Here is a 15,211-nt window from a genome sequence, read left to right as displayed (position 1 = left end):
AGTGGCACGTAAAACCCCTATCAACCGCTACCGTAATATCGGTATTTGTGCGCATGTTGATGCAGGTAAAACGACGACAACTGAACGCGTTCTTTTTTACACTGGTCTGTCTCATAAAATTGGTGAAGTGCATGATGGCGCTGCAACAATGGATTGGATGGAACAGGAACAAGAACGTGGTATCACAATAACTTCAGCAGCAACAACATGCTTCTGGAGTGGAATGAATAAGCAGTTTGAAGAGCATCGTGTCAATATAATTGACACGCCTGGGCACGTGGACTTTACCATTGAGGTAGAGCGATCTTTGCGTGTCTTGGATGGTGCTGTTGTTGTGCTTTGTGGTTCTTCGGGTGTGCAGCCTCAAACAGAGACAGTGTGGCGTCAAGCAAATAAATATGAAGTTCCTCGTATGGTTTTCGTCAATAAGATGGACCGTACAGGAGCAGATTTCTTTTCTGTTGTACGTCAATTAAAAACACGTCTGGGAGCGAATGCTGTTCCGATTCAAATTAATGTTGGTGCTGAAGAAGATTTTAAAGGCGTCATTGATTTGGTATTGATGAAGACGATTGTGTGGAATGAAGAAGACCACGGAATGACTTTTACACTAGAGGACATTCCGGCTGGCCTTCTTGACGAGGCACAAAAGTGGCGTGAGCACATGGTTGAGGCGGCAGCTGAAGCAAGTGATGAGTTGATGGATAAGTACCTTGAAGAAGGTGAATTATCTGTTGATGATATTAAAAGCGGTTTGAGGATTCGTACATTAGCTAACGAAGTTGTGTTGGTTATGTGTGGGTCTGCCTTTAAAAATAAAGGCGTTCAGGCTGTTTTGGATGCTGTTGTTGAATATTTACCTTCACCGCTGGAAGTAAAGGCGATTGAAGGTACGCTTGAGGATGGTGAGACGGTTGTAACTCGCGAAGCTAATGATGACGACCCGTTCGCGTCATTGGCATTTAAGATTGCAACAGACCCATTTGTTGGCACATTAACATTTATTCGTGTTTATTCTGGTGTGTTGCGTTCCGGTGATGCGGTTTACAACTCTGTTAAACAGAAGCGTGAGCGTATTGGTCGTATGGTGCAAATGCATGCAAATAACCGCGAAGAGATAAAAGAAGTATTGGCGGGTGATATCGCTGCTGTCGTAGGTATGAAGTTTGTAACTACGGGCGATACACTATGCGATATGAAGGATGTTGTTGTTCTCGAGCGTATGGAGTTTCCTGAGCCTGTCATATCTGTAGCAGTTGAGCCTAAGTCTCAAGCTGATCAGGATAAAATGGCTGTTGCGCTAGGTAAACTGGCGCAAGAAGATCCCTCTTTTCGAGTGGAGACACACGAAGAGACAGGTCAAACAATTATTTCCGGTATGGGGGAGCTGCACCTTGATATCCTTGTTGACCGAATGCGTCGCGAGTTTAAGGTGGAGGCCAACATTGGTAAGCCTCAAGTTTCTTATCGGGAGAAAATTCGCAAAGAAGTGGTGGTTAATCACAAATTTGTGCGTCAATCCGGTGGTCGTGGTCAATACGGTCACGTCGTAATGAAGTTGATCCCAACTGATAAAGATGGGCTTGAGTTTGTTAACGAGATTGTTGGTGGTGCTATTCCTAAAGAATACATCCCTGCAGTAGAAAAGGGTGTTTCAGAGCAAATGAAGAACGGTGTAATCGCTGGTTATCCATTGCTGGGTATCAAGGTTGTATTGTTCGATGGATCCTTCCATGATGTTGACTCTAACGAAATGGCCTTTAAAATTGCAGCTTCTCAGGGGCTAAGAAAAGGAGCGGTAGATGCTGATCCTTGTGTTCTTGAACCTGTAATGAAAGTGGAAGTTGTAACTCCTGAAGAATACATGGGTGATGTGATGGGTGACCTGAATCGTCGTCGTGGTCTTGTTCAGGGGATGGACGATTCCCCGTCAGGGAAGATTATTCGTGCTGAAGTTCCTTTAGGGGAAATGTTCGGATATGCAACTGACGTGCGTAGCTTGTCGCAAGGTCGTGCAAGTTATGCAATGGAGTTTGAGAAATACGCTGAAGCACCGGCTAGTGTGGCAGACGCGATCATCAAAAATGAAGATTAATCATCATACTTACTAATTCTTAAGGTGTATGTATCATGGCAAAGAGTAAATTCGAACGTAATAAACCGCACGTTAACGTTGGCACAATCGGTCACGTTGACCATGGTAAAACAACGCTAACTGCAGCATTGACTCGTGTATGTGCAGAAGTATTCGGCGGTACAGCTGTTGCTTTTGACGGTATCGATAATGCTCCTGAAGAGCGTGAGCGTGGTATCACTATCTCTACTTCTCACGTAGAGTACGATTCTCCAACTCGTCACTACGCACACGTAGACTGTCCTGGACACGCCGATTATGTTAAAAACATGATCACTGGTGCTGCTCAAATGGATGGTGCGATTCTTGTTTGTGGTGCGACTGATGGTCCTATGCCTCAGACTCGTGAGCACATCCTTCTTTCTCGTCAAGTAGGTGTACCTTACATCGTAGTATTCCTAAACAAATCTGATTTGTTGGCTGAAGACTGTGGCGGTGCGGATTCTGAAGAATACGCTGAAATGCTAGAGTTGGTTGAAATGGAATTGCGTGACCTTCTTTCTGAATACGACTTCCCAGGTGATGACACTCCAATCATCCCAGGTTCTGCTTTGATGGCATTGAACGGCGAAGACGACAATGAAATGGGTACAACTGCAGTTAAGAAACTAGTTGAAACTCTAGATGCATACATTCCTGAGCCAGAGCGTGCTATCGATGGTGCATTCATTATGCCTATCGAGGACGTATTCTCTATCCAAGGTCGTGGTACAGTTGTAACAGGTCGTGTTGAGCGCGGCATTGTTAAAGTTGGTGAAGAAGTTGAGATTGTTGGTATCAAAGATACTACTAAAACAACTTGTACTGGCGTTGAGATGTTCCGCAAGCTTCTAGACGAAGGTCGTGCTGGTGAGAACTGTGGTATCCTTCTTCGTGGTACTAAGCGTGATGATGTTCAGCGTGGTCAAGTTTTGGCTAAGCCTGGTTCTATCACTCCTCACACAGAATTTACTGCTGAAGTATATGTGTTAGGTAAAGATGAAGGTGGTCGTCATACACCTTTCTTCAAAGGCTACCGTCCACAGTTCTATTTCCGTACAACTGACGTAACTGGTGCTTGTGAGTTGCCAGATGGTGTTGAAATGGTTATGCCTGGTGATAACATTCAAATGACTGTTACTCTAATTCACCCAATCGCAATGGACGAAGGTCTACGTTTTGCGATTCGTGAAGGTGGTCGTACAGTTGGTGCTGGTGTTGTAGCTAAAATCATTAAATAATAAATAATCAAATTTATTTATTATGATTTGACGAAAAGGCCATCCGCTAACGGATGGCCTTTTTATTTAGAGGTTTATTTGTCTGTTCGGGGGGTTGGTTACTTGACAACCAGTTTTTGAATGGCTAATATTCGCCGTCCTTAAAAAAGGATTGTGGCTTAATAAATGTACAGTTAAGTCATCAAAACATTGTATTTGGAGTTGGAAATGCAAAGCCAAAAAATCCGTATTCGTCTGAAAGCATTTGATCATCGTCTGATTGATGCTTCAACACAAGAAATTGTGGACACAGCGAAACGTACAGGTGCGCAAGTGCGTGGACCGATTCCACTTCCTACTCGCAAAGAGCGTTATACAGTATTGATTTCTCCACACGTAAACAAAGATGCGCGTGATCAGTATGAAATTCGTACACACAAACGTGTTCTAGATATCGTTGAGCCAACTGAAAAAACGGTTGATGCTCTAATGAAGCTAGACCTTGCGGCAGGCGTGGAAGTACAAATTTCTTTGGGCTAATGTTAGTTCAAAGTTTGGGGTGCGAGAACCGGCTGGTTATCAGTCGGCTTATGCACAATAGTGGAATGATCTGGAATGGTCAGCCGTAGCGGGTGATAGCCCCATACACAACTGGCAAATGAGGTAAAAAATGACTATTCAATTAGTCGGACGCAAAGCCGGAATGACGCGCATCTTTAATGAAGATGGTGTATCCGTGCCAGTAACCGTCATCGAGGTTGAACCGAACCGCGTTACTCAGGTGAAAACAGCAGAAACTGATGGCTATCAAGCTGTTCAAGTCACTGTTGGTTCTCGCCGTTCGAGCCGCGTTAACAAAGCTGCTGCGGGTCATTATGCAAAAGCGAATGTTGAAGCAGGCCGTGGTTTGTGGGAGTTCCGCCTTTCTGGTGATGAAAAAGAAATCAATGTTGGTGATGAGCTAACTGTTGCTGATTTCGAATCTATCCAAATGGTTGATGTAACTGGTCAATCAAAGGGTAAAGGGTTTCAAGGTGCCATCAAGCGTCATAATTTCCGCACGCAAGATGCTACACATGGTAACTCATTGTCTCACCGTGCACCTGGTTCTATCGGCCAATGTCAAACACCTGGTCGTGTTTGGAAAGGCAAGAAGATGGCTGGCCATATGGGTGCTGCACAAGTAACTACTCAATCACTAGAAGTGGTTCGTGTAGACACAGAGCGTAACCTTATCCTAGTGAAAGGTGCCGTACCTGGTGCAGTTAATGGTGATGTTATTCTTCAATCAGCTGTTAAAGCTCGCTAAGAGGGGTAGACAATGAACTTGAATCTAACAGGCGCGGAAGGAACGGTAGAAGTTTCTGATGTAGCCTTTGCTCGTGAATACAACGAAGCGTTGGTTCACCAAGTAGTTACATCTTACTTGGCTGGCGCTCGTCAAGGCTCACGTGCACAGAAAACACGCTCTGAAGTAGCAGGTGGTGGACGCAAACCTTGGAAACAGAAAGGTTCTGGTCGTGCACGCGCAGGTACTATCCGTAGCCCTTTATGGCGCTCCGGTGGTGTGACTTTCGCTGCCAAGCCACAAGATCACTCTCAGAAAGTGAACAAGAAGATGTACCGTGCAGCAATGCGCACCATCTGGTCTGAGCTTGTACGTCAAGACCGTCTTGTTGTTGTTGAAGATCTTAAATTGGAAGCTCCAAAAACTAAGCTCTTTATAGCAAAAATGACAGAATTGAATATTGAGAACGCTTTGATTGTTTCCGATCAGTTGGATGACAATTTATTCTTAGCGGCTCGCAACATTCCTAACGTAGATGTACGTGATGCAGCGTCTATCGACCCTGTTAGCTTGATTGCTTACGACAAAGTGTTGGTGACAGTTGGTGCTCTGAAACAAGTTGAGGAGGCACTAGCATGATCGGCGAACGTATTTATAAAGTTCTGTTGGGTCCACACATTTCCGAAAAAGCAACGATCGTAGCTGAAGGCAACGGTCAGTATGTTTTTCGTGTAACTGGTGATGCAACGAAACCTGAAATCAAACAAGCTATCGAAGCGCTTTTTGAAGTCAAAGTTGAGTCTGTTCGTACGTTGAACCAAAAAGGTAAAACAAAGCGCACAGTTCGTGGTCTAGGCAAGCGTAATGACGTGAAAAAAGCGTACGTTCGTTTGGCAGAAGGCCAAGACATTGATTTCATGGTCGCTGAATAAGGGGAGATAGGTCAATGGCTGTTGTTAAAAGTAAGCCAACGTCTGCAGGCCGTCGTCACGTTGTTAAAGTTACCAACAACGATTTGCACAAAGGCGCACCATATGCACCTTTGCTAGACAAAAAAAGCAAATCAGGTGGACGTAACAATAACGGACGCATCACTACGCGTCACGTAGGTGGTGGTCATAAGCAGCATTACCGTATGGTTGATTTCCGTCGCAATAAAGATGGGATTCCAGCGGTAGTTGAGCGTTTGGAATATGATCCAAACCGTTCTGCAAATATTGCATTGATTAAATATGCTGATGGTGAGCGTCGTTACATTATCGCTTCCAAAGGTATGGTCGCTGGCAATGTTGTTTTTAGTGGTGCAGATGCGCCTATCAAAGCGGGTAATACTTTGCCTCTGCAAAATATCCCAGTTGGTAGTACCGTACACTGTGTCGAGCTTAAGCCAGGTAAAGGTGCACAAGTTGCACGTTCCGCTGGTGCTTCTGCTCAGCTAGTTGCTCGTGAAGGTCGTTACGTTACCCTTCGCCTACGTTCAGGTGAAATGCGTAAAGTATTGACAGAATGTCGCGCTACTTTAGGTGAAGTATCAAACTCTGAGCATAGCTTACGAGTTCTTGGTAAAGCTGGTGCTACGCGTTGGCGTGGTGTTCGTCCTACCGTTCGCGGTGCGGCGATGAACCCAGTTGATCACCCACATGGTGGTGGTGAAGGTCGTAGCAAAGGTGGTCGTCACCCAGTTACACCATGGGGTGTGCCTACTAAAGGTTACAAAACGCGCAGCAACAAGCGTACTGATAAACTTATTGTACGTCGCCGTACTAAGTAATAAGAGGAAACGACTGTGCCACGTTCACTAAAAAAAGGTCCTTTTATCGACCTTCATTTGTTGAAAAAGGTAGAGGCTGCGGTAGAGAAAAATGATCGTCGTCCAATTAAAACTTGGTCACGCCGTTCTACTATCTTCCCTGATTTTGTAGGGTTGACTATCGCTGTCCATAATGGTCGCCAGCATGTTCCAGTTCTAGTAACTGAAGATATGGTCGGTCATAAATTGGGTGAGTTCGCTCCGACCCGTACATATCGTGGTCATGCTGCGGACAAGAAAGCCAAACGGTAATAAGGGGTATTAACATGAGTGAAGTAAGCGCTTCATTGAAGGGTGCTCGCCTCTCAGCGCAGAAGGCCCGTTTGGTTGTAGATCAAATCCGCGGCAAATCTGTTAGCGAAGCACTGAACATTTTAACGTTCAGTCCTAAAAAGGCGGCAGTAATTGTCAAGAAAGTACTGGAGTCTGCTATTGCTAACGCTGAGCATAACGAAGGTGCTGATGTAGATGACTTGCGAGTGTCTACGGCTTACGTTGATGAGGCTATGACTCTGAAACGTATTATGCCACGTGCCAAAGGCCGTGCTGACCGTATTCTAAAACGCGGTTGCCATATTACAGTTAAAGTCGCTGACTAATTAGGAGAAACCCAATGGGTCAGAAGGTTCATCCAACTGGTATACGCCTAGGGATAGTTAAAGATCATACTTCTACTTGGTATGCGAATAATCAAAACTACTCTAAGCTATTATTAAATGATCTTCAGGTTCGTAAGTTCTTGGAGAAAAAATTGGTTCAGGCTTCTGTTTCTCGTATCGAGATTCAGCGTCCTGCTCAAACAGCCCGTATTACAATTCACACTGCTCGTCCGGGTATTGTGATTGGTAAAAAAGGTGAAGATGTTGAGAAACTACGAAATGCAGTTTCTGAGATGATGGGCGTACCTGTTCACATCAACATCGAAGAAATTCGTAAGCCTGAAATGGATGCGAAATTGGTTGCGCAGAATATTGCTAGCCAACTTGAGCGTCGTGTTATGTTCCGTCGTGCTATGAAGCGCGCAGTACAAAATGCTATGCGTGCAGGCGCGAAAGGTATCAAGGTTCAGGTAAGTGGTCGTTTAGGCGGTGCAGAAATTGCACGTGCTGAGTGGTACCGTGAAGGCCGTGTGCCTCTACACACTCTACGCGCTGACATTGACTACGCTACTTATGAAGCAGCTACAACTTACGGCATTATCGGTGTCAAAGTGTGGATCTTCAAAGGCGAAATCTTGGGCGGTATTGAACAAGTGCGTGCTGATAAAGGCGCACAAAAGAAGAAGTCTAAGTAGGGGGTAAGTCATGTTACAACCGAAACGTACTAAGTTCCGTAAGATGCAGAAAGGCCGTAACCGCGGTCTTGCTCTTCGCGGAAACCAAGTTAGCTTTGGTGAATTTGGATTGAAGTCCACTGAACGTGGTCGTCTTACTGCACGTCAAATTGAAGCGGCGCGTCGAGCTATGACTCGTCACATTAAACGTGGTGGTAAAATCTGGATTCGTGTATTCCCTGATAAGCCGATTACTCAGAAGCCTCTTGAGGTTCGTCAGGGTAAAGGTAAGGGTAGCGTAGAATACTGGGTTGCTCAGATTCAACCTGGAAAAATGCTTTATGAAGTTGAGGGCGTTTCAGAACAGCTAGCACGCGAAGCATTTTCGCTAGCTGCTGCTAAGCTTCCTCTGTCCACAACTTTCGTAACGCGTACGGTGATGTAGATGAAAGCAAAAGAACTGCAAGAAAAGTCTGTAGCTGAGCTACAAGCGACCTTGATTGAACTGCTACGTGAGCAATTTACTCTGCGTATGCAGAAAGCCACAGGTCAGTTAGCGCAAACTCATTTGCTCTCGCAAGTTCGCCGCAATATCGCACGTGTTAAAACCGTGCTAAACGATAAGGCAGGTAACTAAGATGGCAGAAACAAAAGCGCGTACAGCTACTGGTAAGGTAGTAAGCGACAAGATGGATAAAACCATCACAGTACTAGTTGAGCGTACAGAAAAACACCCTCTATACGGTAAGTTTGTACGTCGTTCAACTAAACTACACGCTCATGATGAAAATAATGAGTGCCAGATCGGTGATACAGTTAAGGTCGTTGAAACACGCCCTTACTCTAAGTCTAAGACTTGGAATCTGGTTCAAGTTGTTGAGAAAGCAGCAGCTGTATAAGCTGCTCCTTCCTTCGTGAGACTTGTTATCTAATTTGATTGGAGAGCAGTAATGATTCAAACGGAATCGATGCTTGATGTTGCAGATAACAGCGGCGCAAAGCGTGTTCAGTGTATTAAAGTACTGGGTGGCTCACATCGTCGTTATGCTGCTATCGGTGACATTATTAAGGTCACAGTGAAAGAAGCGATCCCTCGTGGTCGTGTTAAAAAAGGGCAGGTTCTAAACGCTGTAGTCGTTAGAACTAAGAAAGGTGTTCGTCGTTCTGATGGTTCAGTGATTCGTTTTGATGTAAACTCAGCGGTTCTATTGAATGCTTCAGGACAGCCTATTGGTACTCGTATCTTTGGCCCTGTAACACGTGAGTTGCGTACTGAGCAATTCATGAAAATTGTTTCTCTTGCACCTGAAGTGCTGTAAGAGGGAGAGGGGACATTATGCGTAAGATCAAACGTAACGACGAAGTTATCGTGATTGCTGGTAAAGACAAAGGTAAGCGCGGTAAGGTTGTTAAGGTAGTAGACGAAAATCGTGTTCTAGTTTCTGGCATTAATACTGTTAAGAAACATGAGAAGCCAAACCCTATGAAGGGGTCAACTGGTGGTATCGTTGAACAAGAAGCACCTATTCAGGTTTCCAATGTAGCCATTTTTAACAGTGCTACAGGTAAAGCGGATCGCGTCGGCTTTAAATTGAACGAAGATGGTACAAAAGTACGAATCTTTAAATCAAATAGTGAAGCGATCGACGCCTAAGAGCGAGAATTATAGCCATGGCGAGACTTAAGCAAGTTTATAAAGATCAAGTTGTAGCAAAACTTACAGAAGAGTTTAGTTACAAAAACGTGATGGAAGTGCCGAAAATCACTAAAATCACATTAAATATGGGTGTTGGTGAAGCTATCGCAGACAAGAAACTTCTTGAACATGCGGTAAATGATCTTGAAGCACTTAGCGGCCAAAAAGTTGTTGTAACTAAGGCTCGTAAATCTGTAGCAGGCTTTAAAATCCGTGACGGTTATCCGATCGGTTGTAAAGTGACTCTACGTGGCGAGCGTATGTGGGATTTCTTTGACCGTTTGGTTGATGTTGCTATTCCTCGTATTCGTGACTTTCGTGGACTTAATCCAAAGTCTTTCGATGGTCGTGGTAATTACAGTATGGGTGTTAAAGAGCAAATCATCTTCCCTGAAATCGAGTACGATAAAGTAGATCGTGTACGTGGTATGGATATTACCATTACTACGACTGCTCGTACCGACGAAGAAGGTCGTGCTTTGTTAGCCGCCTTTAGTTTCCCTTTCAAGAAATAAGAGGTAGGAATCATGGCTAAAATATCAATGATTCAGCGCGAAGCAAAACGTACCAAATTAGTAGCAAAGTATGCTGAAAAGCGTGCTGCTCTAAAAGCGATCATTAGCGACGTTAATGCATCGGACGATGAAAAGTGGGAAGCGACGCTTAAATTGCAAGCGCTTCCACGCGATTCATCTTCTTCTCGTCAGCGTAATCGTTGCCAAATCACAGGTCGTCCACACGGTGTTTATCGTCGTTTCGGTCTGTCTCGCATTAAGCTGCGTGAAGCGGCAATGCGTGGTGACGTACCAGGCTTGAAGAAAGCTAGTTGGTAAGCAAGTAGAGCGCGATCATAATACATGGCAGTGAGTGGAGTGTCTAAATGCTAGACATTCTGCTCGCTGCTGTGTACTATGCGCGAGCTCTATTTGCTGCACAATGGTTTTTAAATTAGGAGCTCTTAAATGAGTATGCAAGATACCCTTGCGGATATGTTCACTCGTATTCGTAATGCACAGATGGCTGCAAAGACCTCTGTGAGCATGCCTTCATCAAAAATGAAGTCATCAATTGCTGCTGTTTTACGCGAAGAAGGTTACGTTGGTGACTTTTCCGTGGATGACGCAGTTAAACCGACGCTTACTATCGAGTTGAAATACTACGAAGGTAAGCCAGTTATCGAACAAATTAAACGCGCATCTCGTCCAAGTTTGCGTCAATACAAAGGAACTACTGCATTACCTAAAGTAGAAGCAGGCCTTGGTGTTGCAATCATCTCAACCTCTAAAGGTGTGATGACAGACCGTGCAGCTCGCGCTGCTGGTATCGGTGGCGAAGTAATCTGCACAGTATTCTAGGAGTTAGTATGTCTCGAGTTGCTAATAGTCCCGTGACGCTTCCTAGTGGTGTAGATTTGACTCTAAATGGCCAAACTGTTGTTGTAAAAGGCGGTAAAGGTTCTTTAGAGTTTAATATTCACACAAGCGTACAAGTGTCTAAAGAAGAAAATGTTATCACCTTCGCTGCGCGCGACGGTGCTAAGCAAAGCCGTGCCTTAGCTGGTACAACTCGTGCTTTGGTTAACAACATGGTCGTTGGTGTTAGTCAGGGTTTTGAGAAACGTTTGTTTCTTCAAGGTGTTGGTTACCGTGCTGCGCTTAAAGGCAATGTGCTTAACCTGTCTCTGGGTTTTTCTCATCCAGTAGATTACGAATTACCTGAAGGCGTAACAGCTGAATGTGCTTCTCAAACAGAAATTGTGATTCGCGGTATTGATAAACAAGCCGTTGGTCAAGTTGCTGCAGAAGTTCGCGGTTTCCGTCCACCAGAGCCATACAAAGGCAAAGGTGTTCGCTATTCTGACGAAGTAATTCGTCGTAAAGAAGCTAAGAAGAAGTAGGTAGGCATTCATGAACACTAAAAAACAATCTCGAATTCGTCGTGCACGTCGTGCTCGTTTGCATATTCGTGACTTAGGTGCGAATCGTCTTACTGTACATCGCACACCACGCCATATGTATGCTCAAGTGATTTCTCCTTGTGGTAGTAAAGTACTAGCTAGTGCTTCCACCCTTGAAGAAGCTCTTCGTGGCACAGCGACAGGCAATAAAGCAGCGGCTAAAGAAGTCGGTACTTTAATTGCTGCACGCGCTAAAGAAGCAGGTGTCACTTCGGTCGCTTTCGACCGTTCTGGCTTCAAATACCATGGCCGCGTTCAAGTTCTTGCTGACGCTGCACGTGAAGCCGGTCTAGAGTTCTAAGGGGTAGCAAATGGCAGTTAATGATCAACAAACTAGCGACCTCCAAGAGAAGCTAGTTCAAGTAAACCGCGTTGCTAAAGTTGTGAAGGGTGGTCGTATCTTCTCTTTCACTGCTTTGACAGTCGTTGGTGATGGTAATGGTAAAGTTGGCTTTGGTCGTGGTAAAGCACGCGAAGTTCCTCAAGCGATTCAAAAAGCAATGGAACAAGCTCGTCGTAATATGGTTTCTGTTAAGCTAGATGGCGATACTCTTCAGTATCCTGTTAAAGCTAACCATGGCGCGTCTAAAGTTTACATGCAGCCTGCGTCTCAAGGTACCGGTATCATCGCCGGTGGTGCAATGCGTGCGGTTCTTGAAATCGCTGGCGTGCACAACGTTTTGGCTAAATGTTACGGTTCTACAAACCCAGTAAACGTAGTTCGCGCTACAATTAAAGGTTTGCAGGATATGAAAGCACCTGAACAAATCGCGGCTAAACGCGGTAAGTCAGTCGATCAAATTTTGGGGTAATGTGTCATGGCGAATAATACCATCACAGTTCAACTAACCCGCAGCCCGATCGGTCGTCTTCCAAAGCACCGTGAAACTGTTAAAGGCTTGGGTTTGCGTAAAGTTGGCCAAACACGTGAGTTGGAAGATACTCCTTCTGTACGTGGTATGGTTAATAAAGTTTATTATATGGTTAAAGTGGTAGGAGAATAACATGTTCTTAAATACACTTCGTCCTGGCGAAGGTAGCAAACATGCTCCTAAACGTGTTGGTCGCGGCATTGGTAGCGGCTTGGGCAAAACCGGCGGACGTGGCCATAAAGGTCTTAAGTCTCGCTCTGGTGGTTCAGTAAAACCTGGTTTTGAAGGCGGTCAAATGCCTTTGCAGCGTCGTCTGCCAAAATTCGGTTTTACTTCACGTCAGGCAAAGTATGTTGCTGAGGTTCGTTTAAACGAGCTTGCTGCTGTAAATGCTGAAGTTGTAGATTTGGCTGCTCTTAAAGGCGCCGACATTCTAGGTCATCAAATTAAAACTGCACGTGTAATCTTGTCAGGTTCAATCGACAAAGCTGTTACTGTTCGTGGTCTTAAAGTGACTAAAGGTGCTCGTGCCGCTATTGAAGCAGCTGGCGGAAAAGTCGAGGAATAAATGGCAAAGCGTGGCTCACTACCTGCTGGTATGCAGAACGGATTAAGCGAGCTTTGGTCTCGTATTCGTTTTGTGTTTCTAGCAATTATTGTATACCGAATCGGTGCACACATTCCTGTTCCAGGCATAAATCCTGACAGATTGTCTGCTTTGTTTGATCAAAATGAAGGCACTATTCTGAGTTTATTTAACGTATTCTCAGGGGGCGCGCTTGAGCGCATGAGTATTTTTGCGCTTGGGATTTTGCCCTATATTTCTGCCTCTATTATCATGCAGTTATTGACGGTTGTGAGTCCGCAGCTAGAGCAGTTGAAGAAAGAGGGTGAAGCGGGTCGTCGTAAGATTACTCAATACACTCGTTACGGTACTGTTCTTCTTGCCTTAGTTCAGTCTGCTAGTATGGCAGTCGGTTTGGCGAGTCAAGGTATCTCTTTCAGTAGTGGTATAGAGTTCTATGCTGTTGCTGTTGTTACCCTTGTTGCTGGTACTGTTTTCTTGATGTGGTTGGGTGAGCAAGTTACTGAAAAAGGTATCGGTAATGGTATTTCCATTCTGATCTTTGCTGGTATTGTTGCTGGCCTTCCATCTGCTTTAGGTCGCTCATTTGAGTCGGCTCGTCAAGGTGATATTAATATTTTAGCTCTGTTATTAATTGGTATATTAGCTATTGCGACTATTGCGTTCGTTGTTTTTATTGAACGTGGGCAGCGTCGTATTACGGTTAATTATGCTAAGCGACAACAGGGCAAAAAAGTGTTTGCTGCACAAAAGAGTCATTTGCCACTTAAAGTTAATATGGCAGGTGTAATTCCGCCTATATTTGCTTCAAGTATCCTTTTGTTTCCTGCCTCTATCGGCCAATGGTTCGGTCAAGGAGAGGGAATGGAATGGTTGCAAAATATCTCTTTGGCTCTAGCTCCTGGACAACCGCTTTATGTGTTGTTGTTTGCGATCGCAATCGTTTTCTTTTGCTTTTTCTACACGGCGCTAGTGTTTAATCCTAAAGATGTAGCAGATAACTTGAAAAAATCCGGTGCTTTCTTGCCGGGTATTCGTCCTGGTGATCATACAGCTCGATATATTGATGGTGTAATGACTCGTTTGACATTATTTGGTGCTTTATACATCACTTTAGTGTCTCTGATGCCTCAATTCTTTGTTGTTGCGTGGAATGTTCCATTCTACTTTGGCGGTACTTCTATGTTAATCGTAGTGGTCGTTGTCATGGACTTTATGTCGCAAGTGCAAAGTCATTTGATGAGTCAGCAATACGAATCATTAATGAAGAAGTCTAATCTGACTGGTTATGGTCCGAATGGCCTAATGCGCTAAGCGTTGGTTGGAGTTGAACATGAAAGTACGTGCATCTGTAAAGAAAATCTGTCGTAACTGTAAAATCGTTCGCCGTAACGGTTCAGTTCGAGTGATTTGCATTGAGCCTCGTCACAAACAGCGTCAAGGTTAATTGCGACTTCGCTCGATGATAGGAAAGGGTGGTTGATTTATGTCCTAAAGATAGGCATAATCAGCCGCCCTCATGAAAGTAAAGTGATGATTAAAATCTAATCGTCAATAACAACGGAGTAAAGTGAATGGCTCGTATAGCCGGTGTCAATATTCCTGACAATAAACATGCGGTCATTTCTCTGACTTACATCTTCGGAATTGGTCGCACTCGTTCACGCGCTATCTGCGCTGCTACAGGTGTTGCAGAAACTGCGAAAATCGGTTCATTAAGTGATGATGTCCTTGATGAACTTCGTGGTGAAGTTGGTAAGTATACTGTAGAGGGTGACTTGCGTCGTGAAGTCAGTATGTCTATCAAACGTTTGATGGACCTAGGTTGTAATCGCGGGATTCGTCATCGCCGCAGCCTACCTGTTCGTGGTCAACGTACCAAAACGAACGCTCGTACACGAAAAGGTCCTCGTAAACCTATTCGTAAGTAATTTAAACGCGTTTCGCTCTAGCCACTAAGTTTGCTAGAGCTGAGCATTAAATAGGAAAGTGCAATATGGCTAAGCCAGCTACGCGCAACACCAAGAAAAAAGTCAAAAAGACGGTCGTCGACGGTGTTGCTCATGTACACGCGTCATTTAATAACACGATCGTGACTATCACTGACCGCCAAGGCAATGCTTTGTCTTGGGCTACAGCCGGTGGTTCTGGTTTTCGCGGTTCTCGTAAAAGTACTCCTTTCGCTGCTCAAGTAGCTGCGGAACGTGCCGGTACTGTCGCACAAGAGTTCGGCCTTAAAAACGTTGACGTAATGATCAAGGGCCCTGGTCCTGGTCGTGAGTCCGCAGTTCGTGCTTTGAATGCATTGGGCTTGCGTATCAATAACATCACAGATGTGACGCCAATACCACACAATGGTTGTCGTCCACCTAAGAAACGTCGCGTTTAATTGAGGA

At 44.7% G+C, this 15,211-nt stretch carries 27 protein-coding genes; all 27 read left to right on the top strand.

Annotated elements, in window-relative coordinates; all coding sequences use genetic code 11:
* The first annotated feature begins 1 nt into the window (after position 1).
* The 27 genes from fusA (at position 2) to rpsK (ending at position 15,204) form a co-directional block, all read left to right on the top strand.
* Complete coding sequence (gene fusA / locus C0J08_RS21300; RefSeq protein WP_212653864.1) at positions 2-2,095, top strand: elongation factor G; 2,094 nt, start codon at positions 2-4, stop codon at positions 2,093-2,095.
* Positions 2,096-2,130: 35 nt separating this feature from the next.
* Positions 2,131-3,354 (top strand): elongation factor Tu, encoded by a 1,224-nt coding sequence (gene tuf / locus C0J08_RS21295; RefSeq protein WP_212653863.1) that lies wholly within the window; start codon positions 2,131-2,133, stop codon positions 3,352-3,354.
* 207 nt (positions 3,355-3,561) lie between these two features.
* Positions 3,562-3,873 (top strand): 30S ribosomal protein S10, encoded by a 312-nt coding sequence (gene rpsJ / locus C0J08_RS21290; RefSeq protein ID WP_012071937.1) that lies wholly within the window; start codon positions 3,562-3,564, stop codon positions 3,871-3,873.
* A gap of 130 nt (positions 3,874-4,003) precedes the next feature.
* Positions 4,004-4,642, top strand: coding sequence for a 50S ribosomal protein L3 (gene rplC / locus C0J08_RS21285; protein ID WP_212653862.1), 639 nt, complete (start codon positions 4,004-4,006; stop codon positions 4,640-4,642).
* A 12-nt stretch (positions 4,643-4,654) separates the two neighbouring features.
* The gene (gene rplD / locus C0J08_RS21280) at positions 4,655-5,260 is read left to right on the top strand and encodes a 50S ribosomal protein L4 (RefSeq protein WP_212653861.1); all 606 of its coding nucleotides are present in this window, start codon (positions 4,655-4,657) and stop codon (positions 5,258-5,260) included.
* Entirely contained in the window at positions 5,257-5,553 is a 297-nt protein-coding gene (gene rplW, locus C0J08_RS21275) for a 50S ribosomal protein L23 (protein WP_211536690.1), read from the top strand. The genes rplD and rplW overlap by 4 nt, the downstream gene beginning before the upstream one ends.
* 14 nt (positions 5,554-5,567) lie before the next feature.
* Positions 5,568-6,392, top strand: coding sequence for a 50S ribosomal protein L2 (gene rplB / locus C0J08_RS21270; RefSeq protein ID WP_212653860.1), 825 nt, complete (start codon positions 5,568-5,570; stop codon positions 6,390-6,392).
* 15 nt (positions 6,393-6,407) lie between these two features.
* Positions 6,408-6,683: a 30S ribosomal protein S19 gene (gene rpsS, locus C0J08_RS21265; RefSeq protein ID WP_012071932.1), complete on the top strand. Its 276-nt coding sequence runs from the start codon at positions 6,408-6,410 to the stop codon at positions 6,681-6,683.
* Positions 6,684-6,697: 14 nt separating this feature from the next.
* On the top strand, positions 6,698-7,030 hold the full coding sequence (gene rplV, locus C0J08_RS21260; RefSeq protein ID WP_110577367.1) for a 50S ribosomal protein L22: 333 nt from the start codon (positions 6,698-6,700) through the stop codon (positions 7,028-7,030).
* Positions 7,031-7,044: 14 nt separating this feature from the next.
* Positions 7,045-7,725, top strand: coding sequence for a 30S ribosomal protein S3 (gene rpsC, locus C0J08_RS21255; RefSeq protein WP_212653859.1), 681 nt, complete (start codon positions 7,045-7,047; stop codon positions 7,723-7,725).
* A gap of 10 nt (positions 7,726-7,735) precedes the next feature.
* The gene (rplP, locus tag C0J08_RS21250; protein ID WP_212653858.1) at positions 7,736-8,149 is read left to right on the top strand and encodes a 50S ribosomal protein L16; all 414 of its coding nucleotides are present in this window, start codon (positions 7,736-7,738) and stop codon (positions 8,147-8,149) included.
* A complete protein-coding gene (gene rpmC / locus C0J08_RS21245) occupies positions 8,150-8,341 on the top strand; it encodes a 50S ribosomal protein L29 (protein ID WP_110577370.1) in 192 nt (63 codons plus the stop codon).
* Position 8,342: 1 nt separating this feature from the next.
* Positions 8,343-8,603 carry a 30S ribosomal protein S17 gene (rpsQ, locus tag C0J08_RS21240; protein ID WP_013797833.1) on the top strand — a complete coding sequence of 87 codons (261 nt, stop codon included), beginning with the start codon at positions 8,343-8,345 and terminating at the stop codon, positions 8,601-8,603.
* Between the two features lie 51 nt (positions 8,604-8,654).
* Entirely contained in the window at positions 8,655-9,023 is a 369-nt protein-coding gene (rplN, locus tag C0J08_RS21235) for a 50S ribosomal protein L14 (protein ID WP_067020125.1), read from the top strand.
* A 17-nt stretch (positions 9,024-9,040) separates the two neighbouring features.
* Complete coding sequence (gene rplX / locus C0J08_RS21230) at positions 9,041-9,358, top strand: 50S ribosomal protein L24 (protein ID WP_212653857.1); 318 nt, start codon at positions 9,041-9,043, stop codon at positions 9,356-9,358.
* A gap of 17 nt (positions 9,359-9,375) precedes the next feature.
* Positions 9,376-9,915: a 50S ribosomal protein L5 gene (gene rplE, locus C0J08_RS21225; protein ID WP_212653856.1), complete on the top strand. Its 540-nt coding sequence runs from the start codon at positions 9,376-9,378 to the stop codon at positions 9,913-9,915.
* Between the two features lie 12 nt (positions 9,916-9,927).
* Positions 9,928-10,233: a 30S ribosomal protein S14 gene (gene rpsN, locus C0J08_RS21220; protein ID WP_212653855.1), complete on the top strand. Its 306-nt coding sequence runs from the start codon at positions 9,928-9,930 to the stop codon at positions 10,231-10,233.
* A gap of 129 nt (positions 10,234-10,362) precedes the next feature.
* Complete coding sequence (gene rpsH / locus C0J08_RS21215) at positions 10,363-10,755, top strand: 30S ribosomal protein S8 (protein WP_123096695.1); 393 nt, start codon at positions 10,363-10,365, stop codon at positions 10,753-10,755.
* Positions 10,756-10,763: 8 nt separating this feature from the next.
* On the top strand, positions 10,764-11,297 hold the full coding sequence (gene rplF, locus C0J08_RS21210; protein ID WP_012071921.1) for a 50S ribosomal protein L6: 534 nt from the start codon (positions 10,764-10,766) through the stop codon (positions 11,295-11,297).
* Positions 11,298-11,307: 10 nt separating this feature from the next.
* Positions 11,308-11,658 carry a 50S ribosomal protein L18 gene (gene rplR, locus C0J08_RS21205; RefSeq protein WP_110577376.1) on the top strand — a complete coding sequence of 117 codons (351 nt, stop codon included), beginning with the start codon at positions 11,308-11,310 and terminating at the stop codon, positions 11,656-11,658.
* A 10-nt stretch (positions 11,659-11,668) separates the two neighbouring features.
* The gene (gene rpsE / locus C0J08_RS21200; protein WP_110577377.1) at positions 11,669-12,169 is read left to right on the top strand and encodes a 30S ribosomal protein S5; all 501 of its coding nucleotides are present in this window, start codon (positions 11,669-11,671) and stop codon (positions 12,167-12,169) included.
* 6 nt (positions 12,170-12,175) lie between these two features.
* Positions 12,176-12,361, top strand: coding sequence for a 50S ribosomal protein L30 (gene rpmD, locus C0J08_RS21195; protein ID WP_012071918.1), 186 nt, complete (start codon positions 12,176-12,178; stop codon positions 12,359-12,361).
* A 1-nt stretch (position 12,362) separates the two neighbouring features.
* The gene (rplO, locus tag C0J08_RS21190) at positions 12,363-12,797 is read left to right on the top strand and encodes a 50S ribosomal protein L15 (protein WP_111608640.1); all 435 of its coding nucleotides are present in this window, start codon (positions 12,363-12,365) and stop codon (positions 12,795-12,797) included.
* Complete coding sequence (secY, locus tag C0J08_RS21185) at positions 12,798-14,129, top strand: preprotein translocase subunit SecY (protein ID WP_114412697.1); 1,332 nt, start codon at positions 12,798-12,800, stop codon at positions 14,127-14,129. It begins immediately after the preceding gene.
* A gap of 19 nt (positions 14,130-14,148) precedes the next feature.
* Positions 14,149-14,262 carry a 50S ribosomal protein L36 gene (gene rpmJ, locus C0J08_RS21180; RefSeq protein ID WP_110577380.1) on the top strand — a complete coding sequence of 38 codons (114 nt, stop codon included), beginning with the start codon at positions 14,149-14,151 and terminating at the stop codon, positions 14,260-14,262.
* A 127-nt stretch (positions 14,263-14,389) separates the two neighbouring features.
* Positions 14,390-14,746 carry a 30S ribosomal protein S13 gene (gene rpsM / locus C0J08_RS21175; RefSeq protein WP_212653854.1) on the top strand — a complete coding sequence of 119 codons (357 nt, stop codon included), beginning with the start codon at positions 14,390-14,392 and terminating at the stop codon, positions 14,744-14,746.
* A 65-nt stretch (positions 14,747-14,811) separates the two neighbouring features.
* Complete coding sequence (gene rpsK / locus C0J08_RS21170) at positions 14,812-15,204, top strand: 30S ribosomal protein S11 (protein WP_012071913.1); 393 nt, start codon at positions 14,812-14,814, stop codon at positions 15,202-15,204.
* Positions 15,205-15,211 lie beyond the last annotated feature (7 nt).

The sequence above is a fragment of the Marinomonas sp. CT5 genome, assembly GCF_018336975.1.
Classification (GTDB): domain Bacteria; phylum Pseudomonadota; class Gammaproteobacteria; order Pseudomonadales; family Marinomonadaceae; genus Marinomonas.
The sequence above is the reverse complement of the archived record's forward strand: the minus strand, read 5'-3'. Positions and strand labels throughout refer to the sequence as shown.